Origin of the sequence: Sphingobacterium paramultivorum, from assembly GCF_014109745.1 — a bacterium.
Classification (GTDB): Bacteria; Bacteroidota; Bacteroidia; order Sphingobacteriales; family Sphingobacteriaceae; genus Sphingobacterium; species Sphingobacterium paramultivorum.
The window spans coordinates 504,181-522,586 of sequence record NZ_CP058555.1 but is presented as its reverse complement, the minus strand read 5'-3'; the positions used below and the strand labels follow the sequence as shown (position 1 = coordinate 522,586).

Annotated in this window: 13 protein-coding genes; all 13 read right to left on the bottom strand. The window is 43.5% G+C overall.

Going from position 1 to position 18,406, the window contains the following annotated elements:
• Positions 1-26 precede the first annotated feature (26 nt).
• Positions 27-1,868: a carbon starvation CstA family protein gene (locus tag HS960_RS02005; RefSeq protein WP_182331127.1), complete on the bottom strand. Its 1,842-nt coding sequence runs from the start codon at positions 1,866-1,868 to the stop codon at positions 27-29.
• A gap of 10 nt (positions 1,869-1,878) precedes the next feature.
• The gene (locus HS960_RS02000; RefSeq protein WP_153847155.1) at positions 1,879-3,045 is read right to left on the bottom strand and encodes an AGE family epimerase/isomerase; all 1,167 of its coding nucleotides are present in this window, start codon (positions 3,043-3,045) and stop codon (positions 1,879-1,881) included.
• Between the two features lie 135 nt (positions 3,046-3,180).
• Positions 3,181-4,119: a DUF4434 domain-containing protein gene (locus HS960_RS01995; protein ID WP_159727818.1), complete on the bottom strand. Its 939-nt coding sequence runs from the start codon at positions 4,117-4,119 to the stop codon at positions 3,181-3,183.
• Positions 4,116-4,835, bottom strand: a complete 720-nt coding sequence (locus HS960_RS01990) for a GDSL-type esterase/lipase family protein (protein WP_153847157.1) — start codon at positions 4,833-4,835, stop codon at positions 4,116-4,118. Before HS960_RS01990 ends, HS960_RS01995 begins: the two co-directional genes overlap by 4 nt.
• Positions 4,832-5,521: a GDSL-type esterase/lipase family protein gene (locus tag HS960_RS01985; protein ID WP_153847158.1), complete on the bottom strand. Its 690-nt coding sequence runs from the start codon at positions 5,519-5,521 to the stop codon at positions 4,832-4,834. Before HS960_RS01985 ends, HS960_RS01990 begins: the two co-directional genes overlap by 4 nt.
• Before the next feature lie 5 nt (positions 5,522-5,526).
• Positions 5,527-6,843, bottom strand: a complete 1,317-nt coding sequence (locus HS960_RS01980) for an MFS transporter (RefSeq protein WP_182331126.1) — start codon at positions 6,841-6,843, stop codon at positions 5,527-5,529.
• A gap of 1 nt (position 6,844) precedes the next feature.
• Positions 6,845-8,272, bottom strand: a complete 1,428-nt coding sequence (locus tag HS960_RS01975) for a DUF5009 domain-containing protein (protein ID WP_182331125.1) — start codon at positions 8,270-8,272, stop codon at positions 6,845-6,847.
• Positions 8,273-8,296: 24 nt separating this feature from the next.
• Positions 8,297-10,147: an FAD-dependent oxidoreductase gene (locus tag HS960_RS01970; protein WP_182331124.1), complete on the bottom strand. Its 1,851-nt coding sequence runs from the start codon at positions 10,145-10,147 to the stop codon at positions 8,297-8,299.
• A 127-nt stretch (positions 10,148-10,274) separates the two neighbouring features.
• Positions 10,275-11,066 (bottom strand): alpha/beta hydrolase, encoded by a 792-nt coding sequence (locus HS960_RS01965; RefSeq protein WP_182331123.1) that lies wholly within the window; start codon positions 11,064-11,066, stop codon positions 10,275-10,277.
• 249 nt (positions 11,067-11,315) lie between these two features.
• The gene (locus HS960_RS01960) at positions 11,316-13,814 is read right to left on the bottom strand and encodes a sugar-binding domain-containing protein (RefSeq protein ID WP_202883736.1); all 2,499 of its coding nucleotides are present in this window, start codon (positions 13,812-13,814) and stop codon (positions 11,316-11,318) included.
• 28 nt (positions 13,815-13,842) lie between these two features.
• Entirely contained in the window at positions 13,843-15,756 is a 1,914-nt protein-coding gene (locus HS960_RS01955) for a family 43 glycosylhydrolase (protein ID WP_182331122.1), read from the bottom strand.
• Between the two features lie 109 nt (positions 15,757-15,865).
• Entirely contained in the window at positions 15,866-16,543 is a 678-nt protein-coding gene (locus tag HS960_RS01950) for a DUF3823 domain-containing protein (protein ID WP_159727828.1), read from the bottom strand.
• Between the two features lie 12 nt (positions 16,544-16,555).
• Positions 16,556-18,406, bottom strand: coding sequence for a RagB/SusD family nutrient uptake outer membrane protein (locus HS960_RS01945; protein WP_145327888.1), 1,851 nt, complete (start codon positions 18,404-18,406; stop codon positions 16,556-16,558).

Below are 18,406 nucleotides of genomic sequence, written 5' to 3'. Positions count from 1 at the left end.
TGGATTTCAGTGAAATCCACGCTACTTTATCTTTCTACAATCTCCTTCACAACCTCTCCATATTGATCTTTCACCTGCTCTTTCCTTTGTGCAAGGTATATCCACTTCTTAAACGTTCCGATAAATACTATCGCCATCAATGACATCGCTGCTACGGCCAAGCCCGCCAGTAGGTACTGTCCTTTGGGCACATATCCTTGTACCACCTGAAGATAGCCGGCCCAAAATGTAATCACGGCCATAAAGACACCGGGAACGGCTGCAAACAAGACATATTTTCGTCTATTCATCCGGATGAGCATCGTTGTACATACAATCAGACCACAGGCGGCCAAGAGCTGATTGCTAATACCAAATAATGGCCAAATGCTACTTACGTTGCCGGTATAAACCAAATATCCCCAGGAAAACGTAAACAGAGCGCTGCAAATCCATACACCTGGTTTCCAGTTTTTATCGCTAAATTTAGGAAAAACAGTTCCAAGCATTTCCTGTAGAAAAAAACGCCCTACCCTGGTACCTGCATCAATCGCTGTAAGAATAAAAACAGCTTCAAACATAATCGCGAAATTATACCAATAGGCCATTATATCGTTCATAAAAGGAACCTTATCGAAGATATGAGCCATCCCTACAGCCAACGACACTGCTCCGCCCGTCCGACCGTGCAGATCTACACCTATTCTGTCTATAAAATGCGGTAAATCCACAGCCGAAAGATGGGGGTGCTGCGCTAGAAACTGTGCATAATCGGCTACCGGCGTATTGATTGCAAAATAATCACCAGGCATCAACGTACAAGCTGCAATCAATGCCATCAAGGCAACAAAGCCTTCAACAAGCATGGCGCCATACCCCACAAACAAGATCTCGCGTTCATTACCGATCATTTTGGGTGTTGTCCCGGTTGCGATAATAGCGTGAAATCCCGATATGGCTCCACAGGCTATCACAATAAAGATAAAGGGCAAGACAGGTCCTGAAATTACGGGTCCGCCACCATGGATAAATGAGGTCAAGGCGGGCATCTGAATTGTTGGTGCAACAAAAAATATCCCTACCGTCAGCATAATAATTGTACCTATTTTGAGATAGGTCGAAAGGTAATCTCTCGGAACCAATAATAGCCAGATGGGCAATACTGAAGCGAAGAAACCATATACAGCAATACCGATAGAGATCGTTTTCACATCCCAGTTGAAAAGTGCATGAAAAGTTGGAAGCTGCATCAGGTGATGACCGGCTATAATACCTGCAATAAGCAAGATACCGCCAATGATACTCGCCAAGGTCACCGAGCCCTCCCGATAGCGCATCATCAAGCCCATTAAAATAGCAATGGGCATTGTCAGTACAATCGTAAATAAAGACCATGGTGCCTCGTGCATTGCACTAATACAGGCCAGCGATAATCCGGCCAACGTTAGGATCAAAATGAAAAGTACGGCAATACCAGCAATAGCGCCAATAGGTTTACTGACCTCCTTGGAGGCAATGGTTGCCAAACTTTCCCCTTTATGTCGTACAGAAGCGAAAAGCACGACCATATCGTGCACACCGCCACCTAATACACAACCAATTAATATCCACAGAGCGCCCGGCAGATAACCAAACTGTGCCGCGAGAACTGGACCAACTAGTGGTCCTGCAGCAGCTATCGCCGCGAAATGATGGCCAAACAACACTTTTTTATCGGTTTTCACATAATCATGTCCATCAGCAAACTCCACCGCCGGTGTCTGGCGACTTCCATTCAACCTGAGCAGCCTATTTGCTAGAAACAAGCCATAAAAACGATACGCGATCGCAAAGATCAATATCGCTGCGAAAACTAAGGTCAACGCATTTATTCCATTGAGAGCATCCATACCAGTTAAGTTACACGATTATTTTTGCTTTTTCAAACACCTCATATACCTTCCATAAGGCACGAGGCACATGAAAGCATCCCTTCCATTTTCCGCCTTTGAGATCGAGCAATACCTCACCTCTTCGATTGAGGTAGCCAAACCATTCGCCATGTTCGGGGTCCCTAAAATGCGTCCAGGTATATTCATGAACCCGTTCGAACCAACGTTTAGCCTCTTCATTTCCCGTTAGTACCCAAGCTTTCGCCATACACACCAGTGTTTCACAGTGCACCCACCATAACTTCTGGTCCCATTCCAACTGCTGGGTCGGTTTACCCTGCGCATCCATAAAGTAGAATATACCTCCATATTTCTCATCCCATCCATGCTCCAACATACGAAGACCAATACGCATGGCTTTTTCAATCAACGCTGGTCGCTGCAATCTTTCTCCCAGATCCATCATAAACCACATGGCCTCTATCGCATGTCCCGGATTGAGCAATCTTCCTTCAAAACTATCCAGCAATGAACCATTGGGACTTACATTTTCAAAGACAAGCCCCTGCTCCTCTTTATAAAATACATCCATTACCTCGACCACGATATCCTCGATCAATTCCTGCACCAGCTTAGGTTCCAATAAATGCTCCAGTTCAATGGAGAGATTGCTCAAGATCATAGGCAACGCAAAATTCTTTGATGGACGTGTCCCTGGAACAGCCTTATCGTATATGCCCTTGGTATGTGTTCGACGTTTCAATATATTATGAAAGGTATCTTGCGCAATTTCTGCGTAACGCTGCTCCTGAGTTGCTGTATACAGGGCACCAAATCCCATGGCAGCAAAGCAATCGGAAAAAATATTGTAGGGCTGCACAAGTGCCTTCCCTTGTCGATCAAGTGAAAAATACCAGTTCCCCTCTTCGTCACGTCCATGTTTTTCCATAAAGCTGGCACCATGAACTGCAATATCCAACCAGGATGACCGTGTTTCAATTTTGTTGTAAATACTCGAAAAGAGCCAAACTTGCCGCCCCTGCAGCCACATAAACTTATCCGTATCAAAAACTCCACCTCTTCTATCCAGACAGGTAAAATAGCCACCATACTCCCTATCGAGCGAATGCTCCGTCCAGAAAGGAAGAATATGATTAAATAATTCGTCTTTATAAATTGTACTATAATGATTCATATATAAATGAATTTGCTCTTTAAAGGCCATTTAAAATCTCTGGCCTACTCTTATCAATAATGCTATTTCTTGTTCTCTGACTTTTTCGAGATTGCTTTTGTCTTCATTTCGCGTGCTGTAAACACGCGATCCCTATCACCAATTGTGGTTCAGTGCATGTTCCCGGTACCGATTGTAAAGGTGTCCTGCCTGTAAATAAGCGGATTGTGGACTCATAAAGTGAGAAAATTCAAAAGTAATAGCCTTATCATAACCCGCCTTTGCTGCAGCCTCAAGTTTTAGCCTTAGTTTATCAAACTTGATCGGCAAGAATTTGATCGGCATATCCCGGTCAAAAGATTCGGCATTCGTCCAACAGGCCATACCATATTTATCAGCCAATTTCTTATTGACCTCAAAGAAATCGGGAAGCTCATCGTAATCAATGTGTCCATCCTGAAAGGCCACTGCGTCGACAGCTCCTTGTATACCTTCAAAAATTTCGCCCCATTCCCGTTCGTGTTCCAATACCGAAACTGCATCGGCTTTACTAAGCTCGGGAGAAGCGGCAAGCACAGCTTTTTTTCCATCAATCCAGGGTGATATAAATGTCGGCAAGCCCCCACTGACGGCCTTGCACTGTAACCCAAGTGTACGAAAAGCATGAACAGCCCCTTTGGTTTTACGACTGATTTCCGTACTGATATACCATCCACCGAAGCTTTTATAATGCCCATATTTAGCCCAAACCTCTTCAATTACATATTGATTGGCATCGATTTCGTGACTCAGATCTCCTGTCTCCCAATAAATACCGCTGTCATAAAGTCCAAAATAGAATTTCATCTCATACTTGTCTGCAAGCTGCAGATAAAGCTCTACAAGATCCAACGATGGTTTAAAACAGCCATATTTGTCCATCAGATAAGCCGATGGATAGGTTATAAATTTACGATAGCCACTGCGAATCATAATAACAGTGTCTATACCAATTGCCTTCATATATGCAAAATCCCGATCCCACTCTTCCGGACCCCAATTCTGGTGCGGAATATCGTGGGAAATCTCGTCAATAAATGTTCCTGTAATTCTCATAAATATTTCTTTTCTTTTAATAATTGCACCCATTTTATATAGGCACTGGGTATCAGATGCACACCATCAGCTGAGTAAATTGCGTTAAGTTTTCCCTCATTGTCCTGAAAAAGTGGGCAGAGGTCGACAAATGGAATATTTTCATCTGCTGCAATCTGTCTTAGTTTTTCATTTAAGATCGGAACCAACACATTTCTACCTTTTGTATAAGGCTCTTTTGTTAATCCTTCATTGATCGGTAGAGCACTCTGAAGATAGATAAGGGTCTTTGGTGAGATCTTTTTTATTCGTTTAATGATACGCTTGTAGTTATTGACCGACACTTCCTGTGGAAGCTTTCGGAATTGGTCATTAATGCCATCCATCAGAAAAATTGCCCGCGGACGTCCGCGCAACACCTCATCTATACGCGCAAGAATCCCAAACGAATTATCTCCGCCTATCCCCCTGTTCAGTACAGGATATCTTGAATCTGCAAGCAATTCCTGCCATTCTGCCCGTTCAGTAATACTATTTCCCAAAAACACGACTGCTCCTTTAATTGTTGGACTTTGTTCGAAATAGGCCATTCGTTGTTGATAATACCAGTTGGCGTAACTGCTATCTATTTTAGTCTCCTGAGCTGAGAGGGACTGGGAAAATACCGATAGATATATTCCAATTAGGAAGCAACCTTGGAAAACACGATACAGCTTAAAAAATTCCAATGATCTCATAATAGTTTTTGCTGTTTTAAATAATTGGCCCAAATTAAATAGGTGGCTTGCTTCAGATGTAAGCCATCAATTGTTAGCTCAGCTTTTAGTTCCCCTTTACCATCCACCAATATCGGCTGTAAGTCTACAAAACGAACTTGATGTGCCGTACACAATTCTTTCAAAGCTTTGTTCAGTAGCACGATCTTGTCATTCCGAACCTCTTCATAGATTTTTGGCAGTAAAGATTCATTCACAGGTAGAAGTCCCTGCACAAAAAGCGCTGTATTTGGCGACTGCTTTTTAACCTGCTTTATTATCCTTTCTATATTCGTTGAAATAATGGAAAGCGGTATTCCTCTTTTCATGTCGTTCACCCCACAGAGCAGAAATATTTTTCGTGGTCTGGATGCTAGTATCTCGTCTAGTCGTGCTAAAATACCATAAGTCACATCACCGCTAATCCCACGATTGATCACATGCTTCCGCTGGAGGATTTCTTGCCATTTTCCACCTTCGGTAATGCTATTGCCAAGGAAAACGATTTCGTCCTTCTGATTGGGCATCGCTTTAAAAAACTCAAGCCTTGCGCGATAATGCTGATTATCAAACGTAGAATCAATACCCTTTGATTGTGCTAAAGTCAATGCCGGTAAAAAAAAAGGCAACAATATGGCCTTCCAGTTCCTATAAGAAAGTATGTTCATATGCATTAATTATTTTCGTCGGTATGCTCTTTTTCGGGTTTTCGCAATGGCACCCACCAGGAAACCAAAAAGGCTGGAATAGTAGAAATCAACACCCAGATAAAAAATTCTTTATAGCCCAAATAATCACTCAGCCAGCCGCTGATCATCGAAGGAATCATAAATCCCAGATTAACAAGTCCACTTCCGAAAGCGTAGTGTGCCATCTTATATTTGCCTGGGGCAATATTTTGCATGATAAAAAGAATAATTCCGATAAAGCCAAAACCATATCCAAAGTACTCGATGGCGACAGCAGCAGCTATGAGATAAAGGTTTGTCGGCAATGTGATCGCGAGAAATGCATAAGCTACAAATGGAATATTAAAGAAGGCACAAAGGATCATAAGTGTCCTCCGGTCTAAGCCCTTTTTGGATACAAAATGCCCTGCGACAATCGACCCCAACACAAAGGCTATGGCACCAAATACACCATAAAGCAATCCAATTTCCGAAGTACTCAGGCCAAGCCCACCTTCGGTACGTTGCGCTTTAAAAAATAAGGGGGTGATCTTAATAGCCTGCCCTTCAGCAAAACGATAAAAGACAATAAAAAGTAAACTAAACCAAATATTCTTTTTCTGAAAAAAAGTTATGATAACGTCTTTAAGCGTATCCATTCCCTCCTTTAAAGAAGTGGATTTGGGTGCTTCATCGTGAGCAGGTAAAGCACGTATGCTGTACAATCCAATCCCCAACATAATAAATCCATAAGCAAACATCACCACCATCCACGCGGATTTAATGCCGATTTCCTGCTCCAATTGCCCCGCCAAATAAACGAGTACGCCGCCAGAAAACACTTTGGCCACATTATAGAAGGCACCTTGCCAGCCGACATATTTTGCCTGTTGTTTTGCATTCAGTTCATTCAAATATACCCCGTCGGCTGCGGTATCATGTGTGGAACCACTGAATGCGATCAGTGTCAATAAGGCAATGGAGAAGCTAAAGAAATGATCCAACTGTAGCGTAAGACCAAGCAGACCAAAGAGTAGCCCCGTGAGTATCTGCGTGGTATAGACAAAAAATTTCTTGGTCTTATACAGCTCCAAAAAAGGCCCCCATAAGGGTTTTATTGTCCAGGGCAGCATAATCAATGAGGTCCAAAAAGCAATCTGTGCGTCCGATACCCCCAAATTTTTATACATAATGGAGCTCGCACCCGAAAGGGCAACAAAAGGTAGCCCCATGGCAAACCATGTTGTGGAGATCCAAAAAATAGGCGGAAGTGCCTTACGCCCTTTGCGAAGCTCCACCGTTTGTTCTAATAATTCATTCATTTTATGACTTCCAATAAAGTTTTAACCGGCTGCTCACGATCGTCAACAGCGCCACGATTCCAGTGAATAATACACCGCGCATCACTCCCCCAAAAACACCCTGTGCCCCCATCTGATCAAGAGCGCTCTGTAGTCCCGTAAGCGCCAATAGTGGGATCAACAATAGATTTCCTGCGGTATAGGCGACCATCGGATTTTTACCAACCAGTGCTATACCTCGAAACAGCGATTTTCCAAAAGCAAGTTTCTCGATACAACACAGCATTGTTAGCGCATAACAGGCTAAGCCCGTACAGACAAAATAATAGCTGTATGTGGAATAATCCTTTTTTATTCCTCCCTCATACGCTTCGAAGATCAGTCCTAAAAAAAGCAGATAGCTTCCGAGCACAGCCATTTTTGCCTGCAGTGTCAGTACTTCGCCCCTCCGAAAAACACCTGAACAGAAGCATAGCGAAAAGATCAACATCAGGGTAAGTCCGATATTGATATCGAGATAGCGCATGTATAGATTGAAGACATTCAGCCCAATTAGAAGTGCACAGAGCAAGCCTTGTAATGCCAGTTGAGACCGCTGCATCCTGGGTTTGTCGGCCAACGACGTATCAGCAATAATCCACTCGCCGACAACTGTAGCCGGAAGGATAATAAAGAGGTATTTGAGGTAATAAAATTGATAAAGCCAAGTCGCAGGGCTGAGTTTGTAGATAAATTCGTTGATACTACCGACTTCTTTGGATCCCAAAAAAACGCCCATAATAAATGGTAAAATCGCCATACGTAACCAGATGGATTTTGCCGTCAGCCACCACCACAGCGTTCCAAACAAAGCCATATTGGCCAGTACCAGAATAATAATATCTGTCTTCTGGAGGATAAATCTATCCGTTGGTGCATACAACAGATATAGCATCCCTACAGATAGCAACAGGGCCACTATGTGAACAAGTCTCGCGGTCCGCATCGACAAATAGGACTTTAAATCGGCATAGAGCGCAAAGAGCAGGGCAAACCCCACGATTGACAAGAGATACTGCGACGCAGCAGGCTCTCCACTCATAACCCAAGCGCGCATATAAAAAGAAAATAAGGCGAAAAAGAATAAGGCAACAAAACGCTTAAAAATTGCACCCACGATAGGCAAAGCGTTTAGGTTAGCCACTTTTTTCCGCATAGCCAATGGGATGGCCGCCCCCATCGTAAAAAGGAAAATCGGAAAAACCAGATCTACCCAGGTTATACCTGCTATACTGGGATCAAATACATGTTTGGGCGGTGGCACCTGTGCATGGTACATCCAGGCAGGAAGGTTTCCAAATGAAATGCTCGATGAAAGCACCATTAAAAGGATGGCAATTCCCCGCAGAACATCCAAACTATCGTTTCGCTGCTGTGGAGTCGCTTTGGAATTTGGTAAAATTGGTATCATCTCGTTTTTCTATGCGTTCGGAAATCAATTTTTTGTTGCTATAAATTGGCCGGTAAAATCCACCGGCCGTTCAAACGGCTTTAGGATATGATCCAACACAACCGCCACTTGAGCCCTTGTTAACACTTGATTTTCTTTTGCTGCAATGGCGGACCAGATTTTATCTTTATTCAAAGTGGGATCGACTTGGAGCAATAGAGCCGCAAAAAATTCTGCTGTGACATCGGCACCCGAGCCAGCAACTTTATCGGCCGCTGGATAATAACTACGCATACCGTCGATCAGGTCTACTTCGCTTATGCGGTGTTCGGGATAGAACCAAGTCTGATTGGCCCATTTGTAGGGCACCCCTTTTCCTTTAAGAATCCCGGTTGCTCCAATACGTTGGATTGCCTGAAAACGACTATCTTTTGGATCAACATCGATAAAGGGCATGAGATAGGCATGATTGTCCAAAAGTACTTGCTGTACCTCCCTTAATGAAAGATCTTTAGGAGTAACAGCTTGTTTTGCAGACAGCGCTGCCAGTACTCCAGCAGCTTGACCAATACCCAATACAACTGGCTGAAGGCGGGTGGCCCCAGCCACAATATTGCTCACACTGATGCTTTTTTCAGCAACAATAAAATCCGCTATTTTCTCAGGAATCAAACTTCCAAGGGGCACATTGTAAGATGGTACCCGAATCTTAACAAAATCAATTTTGGGTGCATCCGGGTTCTTCAGGTGATGATGATCGATGGTATAATCGCCTACTATCCCACCTGTGCGGTACAAAGGCAGCTCCTGCTGATAAGGGCTCTGCACATAAGGCAATGTAAGCTGCACCAAGCCTTTGGCACGTCTAGACTCGCGATGATAAGCAATAAAGGGAAGTTTATCGACCGTATCATATTCATCATCGGCAAGCCCCAAGTTTTTAAAACCAAGCTGATTTTGAAGATGATATACAAAACGTAAGGTATGATTTTTCGCCTTTTGCAATTCCACCGCCCTCGCCTTTGGCGACATTTCAATAATATTCAGGTAGATATCATTTCCATCTTTAGGCCAGTTTATCATGTATTTTCCATTCGGCAATTTGCCATAGGTAATCATTTGATCACAATTGATGATAGGCGTATTGCTGTGTGAAGCAGGATCTTTAACATCACAGGCATGTTCAAACTCTTTAGGATCATAACCTTGAGGTTTCTTTAGCAATCTCTTTGGATCGGCACCATAGTCTTTCAGGATAGCGACATAAGTAAGGTCTTGAATTATTGAATTGGCCTTTTCGGGAGCAAATTCTTCTTTCGTATCGTAGCGGCTATCCATACCGATGCTGTAAGCAACACCTGCACGCGGCAAGAGATCCCCTAATTCCGTCGCATCGACTAAAATAGAAGCGTTTACGGTTTTCTTTTTTCCTTCCTGTTCAATGGCAACGGTCCAGCCTTTAGGCTGTTTTTTCAGGTCTAAAAGGGTACTTTTATACCAAACGGCAATATTTTTTTCGGCTCCAACCATCTTTTTTAGCAAGCGGTTACCGACCGAAGGCTCAAATAGCGTATTGCTTACCCAACCTGTTTCCACTGCTTTTGGACCACCATAATAGGCATAAAGTTCTGCCCTAAATTCGCCCCATATTCCCGAAGGCATACGATGGTTACCATCAATAGCGGAGACCCCAGCGGCAGTGAGCATACCACCCAACCAGCTTGTCTCTTCCACCACAAGGACCTTACTTCCCAAACGGGCGGCTTGCAAAGCCGCAGAAACACCACTTGCTCCTCCTCCTACAATCAAGACATCGTATGAAGCAACAGCCTGCCCCTGCGAGGAGAGTGTGACAGAAATCAATAAAATAGAAAAAAAAGATTTAAACCAATTCATATGAAGTTAATTGCAGTAAATAATTTAAAAAATACGCACCAAATACCGGCGTAAGAACCACAGATACACTATTTTGTTGCCGGACTAAAGGATCAGTATAAGGTGAATAAAACATATAGGTTATCGATTAATGGATCAGACGATTAAAATATGCGAAATGAACCGGAATGGTTTTGGCCCAATAGCCAGAGGTATGAGCGCCGGGCTGCGCAATGTAAGTGGCTTTGATCTTGAGTACATCACAACTATCCCGAAGGGACTTATTGGCCCCATATAGATAATCTTCAGTACCACAATCAAAAATAAATGTCTTTTCACTCCCAGCGATCTTATGGACATTATGGATGACACTAAAACGATCGAATAATGGATTTTGATCGCTGTACTGACCTAAATGTTGGGCTAGACTTGTCTTCTTGAAAGCCGAATGTCTCAGATTGACAACTCCCGAACTGCTACCAGCACTTTTAAAAAATGATGGATAGTTAAAAAAGAGCCAAAGTGCACCATGCCCCCCCATACTCACACCCGTAATAAATGAGTTGTCCCGATCCGTATGATATTTGCCCTGTATGTAAGGCATTAATTCCCCTGTCAGGAACCGACCAAATTGTGCTCCGCCTTTTTGTGGACTGTCTAAAAACCAGCTCGTCCGAAGACCGTCAGGGCATACCACCACAAAGCCATATTGATCGCTCAATGCCTGAAAATCGACAAATTTTGAAAGACTTTTATAATTTGCCCCATGACTATGCAGCACATATACAACAGGTAAGGCACGGTTGTCCGGCTTCATCTTTGGTATATAGACGTAGCCGGAATCTACTCCAGAAAGATGAGCAGACTGTAACGTATAAAGCTCTTGTCCTTTGGCCAACATTGTACCAACGGCACATAAAAGGCATATGATTAAACGCATGGATATAATTGAGTCAGTCTTTAGATTTATAGTGAAGCTAAATTAATAATAAAATTTATAATAAAAAAAGTATTTAATAATTTTTTTTATTTAATAAGGTTGGATTACATTATTTTATAAAGAACTATATAAAACCGTAATTTTTCCAATAGTGGAATGAACATCCGATAAGATTTTGGCATAAAAAAAGCACCGGAGTTTTCCGGTGCTTTTTTTAGTTCAAAAGTTCAATAAAGACAAGTGAGTTAATTATTTTATGCTATAGGTTACGTTTGCCATAGTCAACCAAGGCGAGGTAAATCGTATATTAATTGTATCGCCCGATTTGCCCAAAGCCTGAACATACACGATCATTTTTCCATGATAAACGCGCTGTTTATTATCGGTATAGTCGCCCATATCTGCATTGTTCCCCGCTTCCATACCCAGTAATCGTGCATGCCCAGCAATATCACAGGTGATTTCATCTTCCGAAAGGACCACAGGAAGTCCCTTGTTATCAACCACTTGCAAGGCAACCTGCAAAATACCATCGCCTTCAATCGCTTTCCCTCCTATCACCGTCGCCTGGATCGCCGCCGGACGTTCACTGGATTCGATAGTGTGCCGAACTACTTCTTTTTTATTCGTGTCCAGACCAACAACCTCTAGTTTACCAGCGGCATAGGGAATATCCCAAAAGATGATACCTGTCTTCTCATCGTAATTTTTCTCTTCGCCAACAACTTTACCATTGAGCTCCAATCGCGCCTGAGGGCTATTGGTGTAACAGACCACCCTGATTTGCTGTCCCTCCTGATAGTTCCAAATTGGCCAGGCATCCATGGAGGGCGCTTCATTTTTCCGTTGTCCTTGCTCGGATTCCAACGCAGACCAAACATCGGTAGTCGTTGCTCCGCCCTTCAATGGATAGGTTCCCAAATAAGCCATTGGTTTATCGGACCACAGCGATTGACGATAATAACCCCTCGGTTTAATAAAACCTGCGAAATCCAGCAGTCCTGAATAAAATCCACGTGAAGGCCAACGCCCCGACTCTCCGAGGTAGTCAATACCTGTCCACAAGAACTGGCCAAATATATGCTTGTTGTCACGCACCGCAAGCCATGCCGGAAGATCATGTCGATTTTCACTTCCAAAAATTACGCGTGCTGGATAACGCTGATGATCCAGTTGATAACGACTTTCGGTATAATTGTACCCTGCAATATCAAGTGCTCCAGGATAGGCTGTTTCATTAGACATAGCCACACCTGCGAGGCCTGCAGTAACGGCTCTGCTCTTATCGTATCTTTTTACTGTAGCAACCAGTCTTTTGGCAATATCCCCAAGGCGCATCGCATCTGGTGCATCCTTTTTGTATCCGCCATACGAAGCCTGTGTAAAACCACCCTCCTTTTTCTCGCCGTTAAGGACAGGATGTGAATAAGGGTCATTTGGATAATCCACTTCGTTCCCTATACTCCAGGCGAAAATCGAGAGGTGATTGCGATCCCGTTTGACCATATCTGCGAGATCCTGCTCGCCCCAACTTTCAAAAAAGTCATACGATCCCTCAAAACCGGGGGTCCCGACATTCCAGCCCTGCAGCCATTTCCGTTTTGGAAATTCCCATTCATCAAATGCCTCATCCATAACCAACAGCCCCAACTCGTCACATAAGGTGTAAAGCGAGGATGCTTGCGGATTATGACTGGTTCGAATGGCATTGACACCCAAAGATTTCAATGTCTGCAGCCGCCGACGCCATACCTCGGTATACATTTCAGCACCCAGCACACCGGCATCGTGATGTAGGCATACGCCTTTGACTTTCATCCATTCGCCGTTTAAAGCAAAGCCCTTGTTTGGATCAAATGTAAAAGTTCGGAAGCCCGTTTTGATTGCCGACTGATCAATTTGCTTTCCATTTTGCAATACGCTTGTCCGCAAGGTATATTGATTGGGTTGATCCAAGCTCCACAATTTAGGGTTGGCAACCGTCAATTGCTGCTGTATCGTCGCTTTAGCGGTAGCATCAATCTTCACTTTCTCCGATTTATTAGCGACAACCTTCCCTGCGGAATCAATCAACTCCTGCACAACGGTAACCGCACTGCCGTTGGACGTGCTATTGACAACGGTCACTTCGGTATTTAACATTCCTTTCCCTTGCTTTAGCTCGGGATAGGCATATACTCCCCATTGATCGATATGCAACGCATTTGCCTTTATAAGCCAAACGTCACGATAGATGCCCGATCCCGTGTACCATCTTGAATCGGCACTTTTACTGTGGTCGACCTTAACAGCGATGGTATTTTCTTTTCCAAACTCAATATATGGTGTGATATCATAAGAAAAGGATATATAGCCGTTGGGGCGTTTTCCAACAGATTTGCCATTGATAAACACCTCGCTTCGGTTGTATACGCCCTCAAAATAGATAAATATTTTTTTGCCCTGATCTGCCATAGGTATCAGGAGCTGTTTTTGATACCAGCCAATACCGCCCGGTAAATAGCCTGTCGCGCTGGCTAAACTTGGACTGAGCGGGTATTTTACGCCCCAATCATGGGGCAAACGGACCTGCTGCCACGCTCCACGCTTCGTTTCTGCACTGGCCTGCCCCTCGATATCACCCAAATGGAAACGCCAGTCTGAATTGATCGCTTCGGCCTCACCAAATCCAGCCTGTGCATATAGGCCACTGATGCCCATACCAATAGAAACAGCTAAGACTGATAGTTTTTTTATGAGATTATTCATTTTACTTTTTTGCATTAGGTTCAAGTGATTAAAGCGTTGGAACAACAGGCAACACATGGCCCTGATCATCAAAATACAAACGATCCATGCATACCTCCCGGTTAAATCCTGCTGCGTCGCCCATATCAATACCTTTGGGATAATTGAATCGATGGTAAACAATATACCATTCGTCTTTACCGGGAATCTGCAAAATCGAATTATGCCCAGTGCCATAGATCCCTTTCGCAGGATCTTTTTGTAAGACTAAATTATTAGCAGGAACTGTGATCGCTCCATCTGGGGAAGTTGCAGTTCCATAGCGTACCCGATAATTTTCACTCCGGGTATCGTCTTCTGACCAAAAGAAATAATAGCGTCCTTTACGGTAGACAACATAGGCACCTTCGCGGAATGTCTTATCCGGAGTGAGTACCTTGACTGTATTTTTTTTGATGGAAACCATATCTTTGTTGAGTTCAGCAACAGCTAGGTAACCATTTCCCCAATACAGATAGCTTTTTCCCGATTTGGGATCGTTAAACACCGCCGGATCAATCTCCTGCCCGCCATTGACACCCTCAGGCTTAAAATCGATCAGCGGTTTTCGCGAGTCCTTAAAAGGCCCGGTAGGTAAATCAGCTACCGCAACACCGATCTTTTGCGCTGCTGTAAAATAATAATAGTACTTATAATCGTTCTTGACTTTCTTTTCCGTGATTGTAGGTGCCCATGCATTTCGAGGTCCCCAGGCAACATCTTTTTTCAGGTCCAAAATCACCCCTTCATCTTTCCACTGATTGAGATCGGAAGACGAGAAGGTCTTGAAATAATAGCCCCCCCAGCCATCAAAACCATCACTCGTTGGATAGATATAGTATTTTTTTGTTTTATTGGAATAGAGTACATCCGGATCGGCATAAAAGCCATCTAAAACGGGATTCTTTCTGAATGCGAATTCCATATCTTTGGGTTTCCCCCATTTGGAGGTCAAGTCCAAAAGTTCTTGTCTTGAAATAGGAATAATGGTCCCATGACGTGGATGGAAATCCATGTCAATTTGATGGTCGATTACTTTAAAACGATCAAGGTCTTCGGAGGTGCAGAATTGGTACTTCCCTTTACCATAGACATCATACATAAGGATATATTGATCCGACTGATTGAGTTTAAAGACACTGGATCCTTCCACAGCATCATTGGTCTGCTGTTTATAACCCGGCTGTTCAATCCATTTCCCCGAAGTCAGTAAATCGGTTATCGCCAGCTTAATGCCATTGCCATGTCCTTCAGTTTTGTAGAAAAGGTAGAACAAGCCATTCTTTGCAATAATATCGCCATCGATACAGGATTTACCATTTTTTGGAAGAAACAGCACTTTAGGTTCGGTTTCAAAATCTGTAAACTCCTTATTAGCATAAGCATAGTAGATGATATCCGGACCATTTCCGTGCTGCATGGACCAGTATACCATGTATTTACCGACCGAAGGGTCATATATAGTCTGTGGTGCCCATACTCTCTTCAACGCTTCCTGGCCTTTGAAGCGCTGCTGGATATCAATTGCTTGATGAGACCAATGCACAAGGTCTTCGGATTTTAGCAGGATCAAACCCCGATTGGAATCCCAGCCTTTGGAGGAGGTCATGTCGGTGAGCACCATATAAAATGTTTTTCCATCTTCGCCACGGAGAATATGGGAATCCCGTACACCGCCAGTCTTGCTGATCACCTTCGAATCCAGGATAGGCTGGTTTTCATTCAAGGCTCTGTAGGTATAGCCATCTGTACTGATCGCAAAACAAACCGCTTCATCTGCGACAGCATTACCTTTGAAATAGGCAAATAAATAACCTGCAAAATCTTTGTCCGTAGGTCCGCTGCGATAAGCCTGAGCAAAAACACCGCATGTAGCATGTATTAAAAATAAGGTAACTAAGATTGAAATTTTGTTTTTTTTCATGAAGGTTTAGTAGAATAAATAAGCATTAGACCATTTTTTTGCATCGATGAAAGCCACGGGATATAATCCCGTGGCTTCGTAATCCGGCAATTTTACTTGCCATCAGCACCTATTTTAAAGCTATTTTTTGAACTGCTGTATAGTAGTACTCTCCGGATACCGTAGCTTTCACCCCAATTCGGGCAAACACATAATCGAGGTTTTTCAGGTTGTCCGGCAATTCACCGACGATACTTGTTGGTTGACCAAAAGCAACATTCGCCAAATTGGCATCCACACGCAGCTCGCGTTGTACCTGATCTGTTAAAACAGATTTACCGAGGTATAGACGCACAAACTCCAAATTTGCCGTACCTACTATTCTATTAACCGTAAAGCTAGCAGTAATACTGTTATTATTTTTTTGAAAAGACTCGTTTGTCACCGTGAAATAGGGTGTTACAGGCACATCAATTGTCGTATTGCCCTTCACTTGCACCAATACCGTATCGGTTGCCTGTTGTAGCCATGGTGAATCTCCTTTCCGCACCAATTTGTATTCACCATCAAAAAGACTAACAGAAAAAGAGCCGTCCTGATCAAAATATACGGGTATTGCTGAGCGAAGCGGATACCCATCCTGCCATAATTCCAATTGAGGCCCATTATTCCGAACGCCAATCGCCTTTCCTTCATAAACAACGCGTCCCGAAAGCGTTGATTTTGGGGCTTCAAAATTATCATATTTACAACCTACAACGAGTAAGCTTGCAAAAGCTACCAATAAGCTTAAAAATTTTATTTTCATGGTACAACTAGATTAATGGAATGGATTTCTAACTATTTTAGGATTTTTATTAATGACATCCTGACTAATGGACGCATAATAATTGGCCATACGGAAAAAGCGTGCCTTTCTGAAACGCGCAGGTCTTACCCGTTCATAGATATACTTACCGTCATCGGCATGCCCTGGACGCACGACACGATAAGCATATAGTCCATATACAACAGCGTTGGGATCATTTTCCGATCCGTCCCACACCAAATGTGCAATACGCCATCTTTTAAGATCATAGTAACGATGATCTTCGAAAGCAAGTTCGACACGACGTTCGTTCCGGATAATATCCATCGTTAGGTTGCTAACGCTATTGGCCGGAAATCCTGCTCTTTCGCGCAATTTATTGACGTAAGTTCTTGCGTCCACAGTCTGTCCCAGCTCAAATGCAGCTTCTGACGCGTTGAGATAAATTTCACCAAGACGAAACCACGGCCACCAGTTAGCAGCCGATGTACCGCGTGTACTGGCTGCCGGCGCATCGCTGACAAATTTACGGATATAGAAGCCGGTGTTGCTGACGTCCTGTGCGTCATAAAGCGGTCCATCAAAGCCGGTCCACAAACCACCACTCGCATAATTCTGTCCCAGTTGTGGCGCTGCAGTAAACTGGTAAGCTCCATTCGTCCCCCAAGTTGCCACTCCAGCTTGAATACTCACAGCACGTCCGCGGAAAGAAGTTCCCGGATAAATCACCGTCCCAAACAAACGAGCATCTTTATTCGCAAAAATATCGTTGATATTTTGGTAGGCTACGTAATTTCCTGCGCCGTTTTTATCATGTAGTGTACCTTTGCTACCGTCTAGATAATCAAAACTTTCTACAAGACTCAATGAAGGAGAAATCGTCGATGATGACTCATTGTCTTCGGTCAGACTTCTGACGATATTGTCATAAGCAAAGCGGTGAACTTTTAAACTCGTGACAAAATCTTTGGCAAAGATGACTTCAGCACCAGTTTTCTTATTGAGCATATCATAAAAATTGGCACCTTTATCGGCATTCTCATTATAAAGCGCATAGGGGCCATTCATAATTTCCTTGGAAGCAGCCAGCGACTTGGTATAATACCCCGTCGCCATATTGGCTGGAATCCCCACTTCTCCTCCGGCAGTCGTTATCGGTGAGGCCATTAGATTATTATATTTCGCGATGGACGCCGCATACAGCATTGCCCGACTTTCCAAAGCTAATGCTGTATACTTGTTGGCTCTAGTCTTACTGGCATTATAGACGGTAAGATCTTCCTTGATCTCTTCCAATTCTTTGTAAATAAAATCGTAGACTTCATACTCCTTGGCACGTGCCACCTGCAATGGTGTTGGATCACCGCTAAAGTCATAGATGAGCTGGGTTGTAACGATCGGTACGCCGCCCATGCGTTTGACGAGTTCGAAGTAAACAAAGGCCCGGATGAAGCGTATTTCGGCTTTATACTGCTTGCGTTGTGCATCAGACAATTGTGTACTGAACTGATCGATATTTTCTAGGGAAAGATTCAGATCCCGAATCAGTCCATAATCCCAATAGCGACCGTAATCGTCACCAAACTGATAATCATTACGCCAGTTTTGATCGCGATGTCCCGACCACATGGCATCATCCAATTCGGTCATTCCTCCTGTATTGAAAACACCATGTAGCGTTGGCATTCTGTCGTAATAATTGGCGACGAGTGAAGTCAACAGTTTCGGGTCATTCCAAAGCTGTGCATCGGTAATCAATGATTTTGAATCCCGGTCAAACCAATCGTCGTGATTGCAGCTGCTCAACGAGGACAAGGTCAATAAAGCAACTCCTATATATGTAAGTTTAAATCGTAGTTTCAT

Excerpts from the sequence above, each read along its gene's own strand:
- HS960_RS02005 (WP_182331127.1), bottom strand. The coding sequence starts at position 1,868 with ATGGATGCTCTCAATGGAATAAATGCGTTGACCTTAGTTTTCGCAGCG.
- HS960_RS02000 (WP_153847155.1), bottom strand. The coding sequence starts at position 3,045 with ATGAATCATTATAGTACAATTTATAAAGACGAATTATTTAATCATATT.
- HS960_RS01995 (WP_159727818.1), bottom strand. The coding sequence starts at position 4,119 with ATGAGAATTACAGGAACATTTATTGACGAGATTTCCCACGATATTCCG.
- HS960_RS01990 (WP_153847157.1), bottom strand. The coding sequence starts at position 4,835 with ATGAGATCATTGGAATTTTTTAAGCTGTATCGTGTTTTCCAAGGTTGC.
- HS960_RS01985 (WP_153847158.1), bottom strand. The coding sequence starts at position 5,521 with ATGAACATACTTTCTTATAGGAACTGGAAGGCCATATTGTTGCCTTTT.
- HS960_RS01980 (WP_182331126.1), bottom strand. The coding sequence starts at position 6,843 with ATGAATGAATTATTAGAACAAACGGTGGAGCTTCGCAAAGGGCGTAAG.
- HS960_RS01975 (WP_182331125.1), bottom strand. The coding sequence starts at position 8,272 with ATGATACCAATTTTACCAAATTCCAAAGCGACTCCACAGCAGCGAAAC.
- HS960_RS01970 (WP_182331124.1), bottom strand. The coding sequence starts at position 10,147 with ATGAATTGGTTTAAATCTTTTTTTTCTATTTTATTGATTTCTGTCACA.
- HS960_RS01965 (WP_182331123.1), bottom strand. The coding sequence starts at position 11,066 with ATGCGTTTAATCATATGCCTTTTATGTGCCGTTGGTACAATGTTGGCC.
- HS960_RS01960 (WP_202883736.1), bottom strand. The coding sequence starts at position 13,814 with ATGAATAATCTCATAAAAAAACTATCAGTCTTAGCTGTTTCTATTGGT.
- HS960_RS01955 (WP_182331122.1), bottom strand. The coding sequence starts at position 15,756 with ATGAAAAAAAACAAAATTTCAATCTTAGTTACCTTATTTTTAATACAT.
- HS960_RS01950 (WP_159727828.1), bottom strand. The coding sequence starts at position 16,543 with ATGAAAATAAAATTTTTAAGCTTATTGGTAGCTTTTGCAAGCTTACTC.
- HS960_RS01945 (WP_145327888.1), bottom strand. The coding sequence starts at position 18,406 with ATGAAACTACGATTTAAACTTACATATATAGGAGTTGCTTTATTGACC.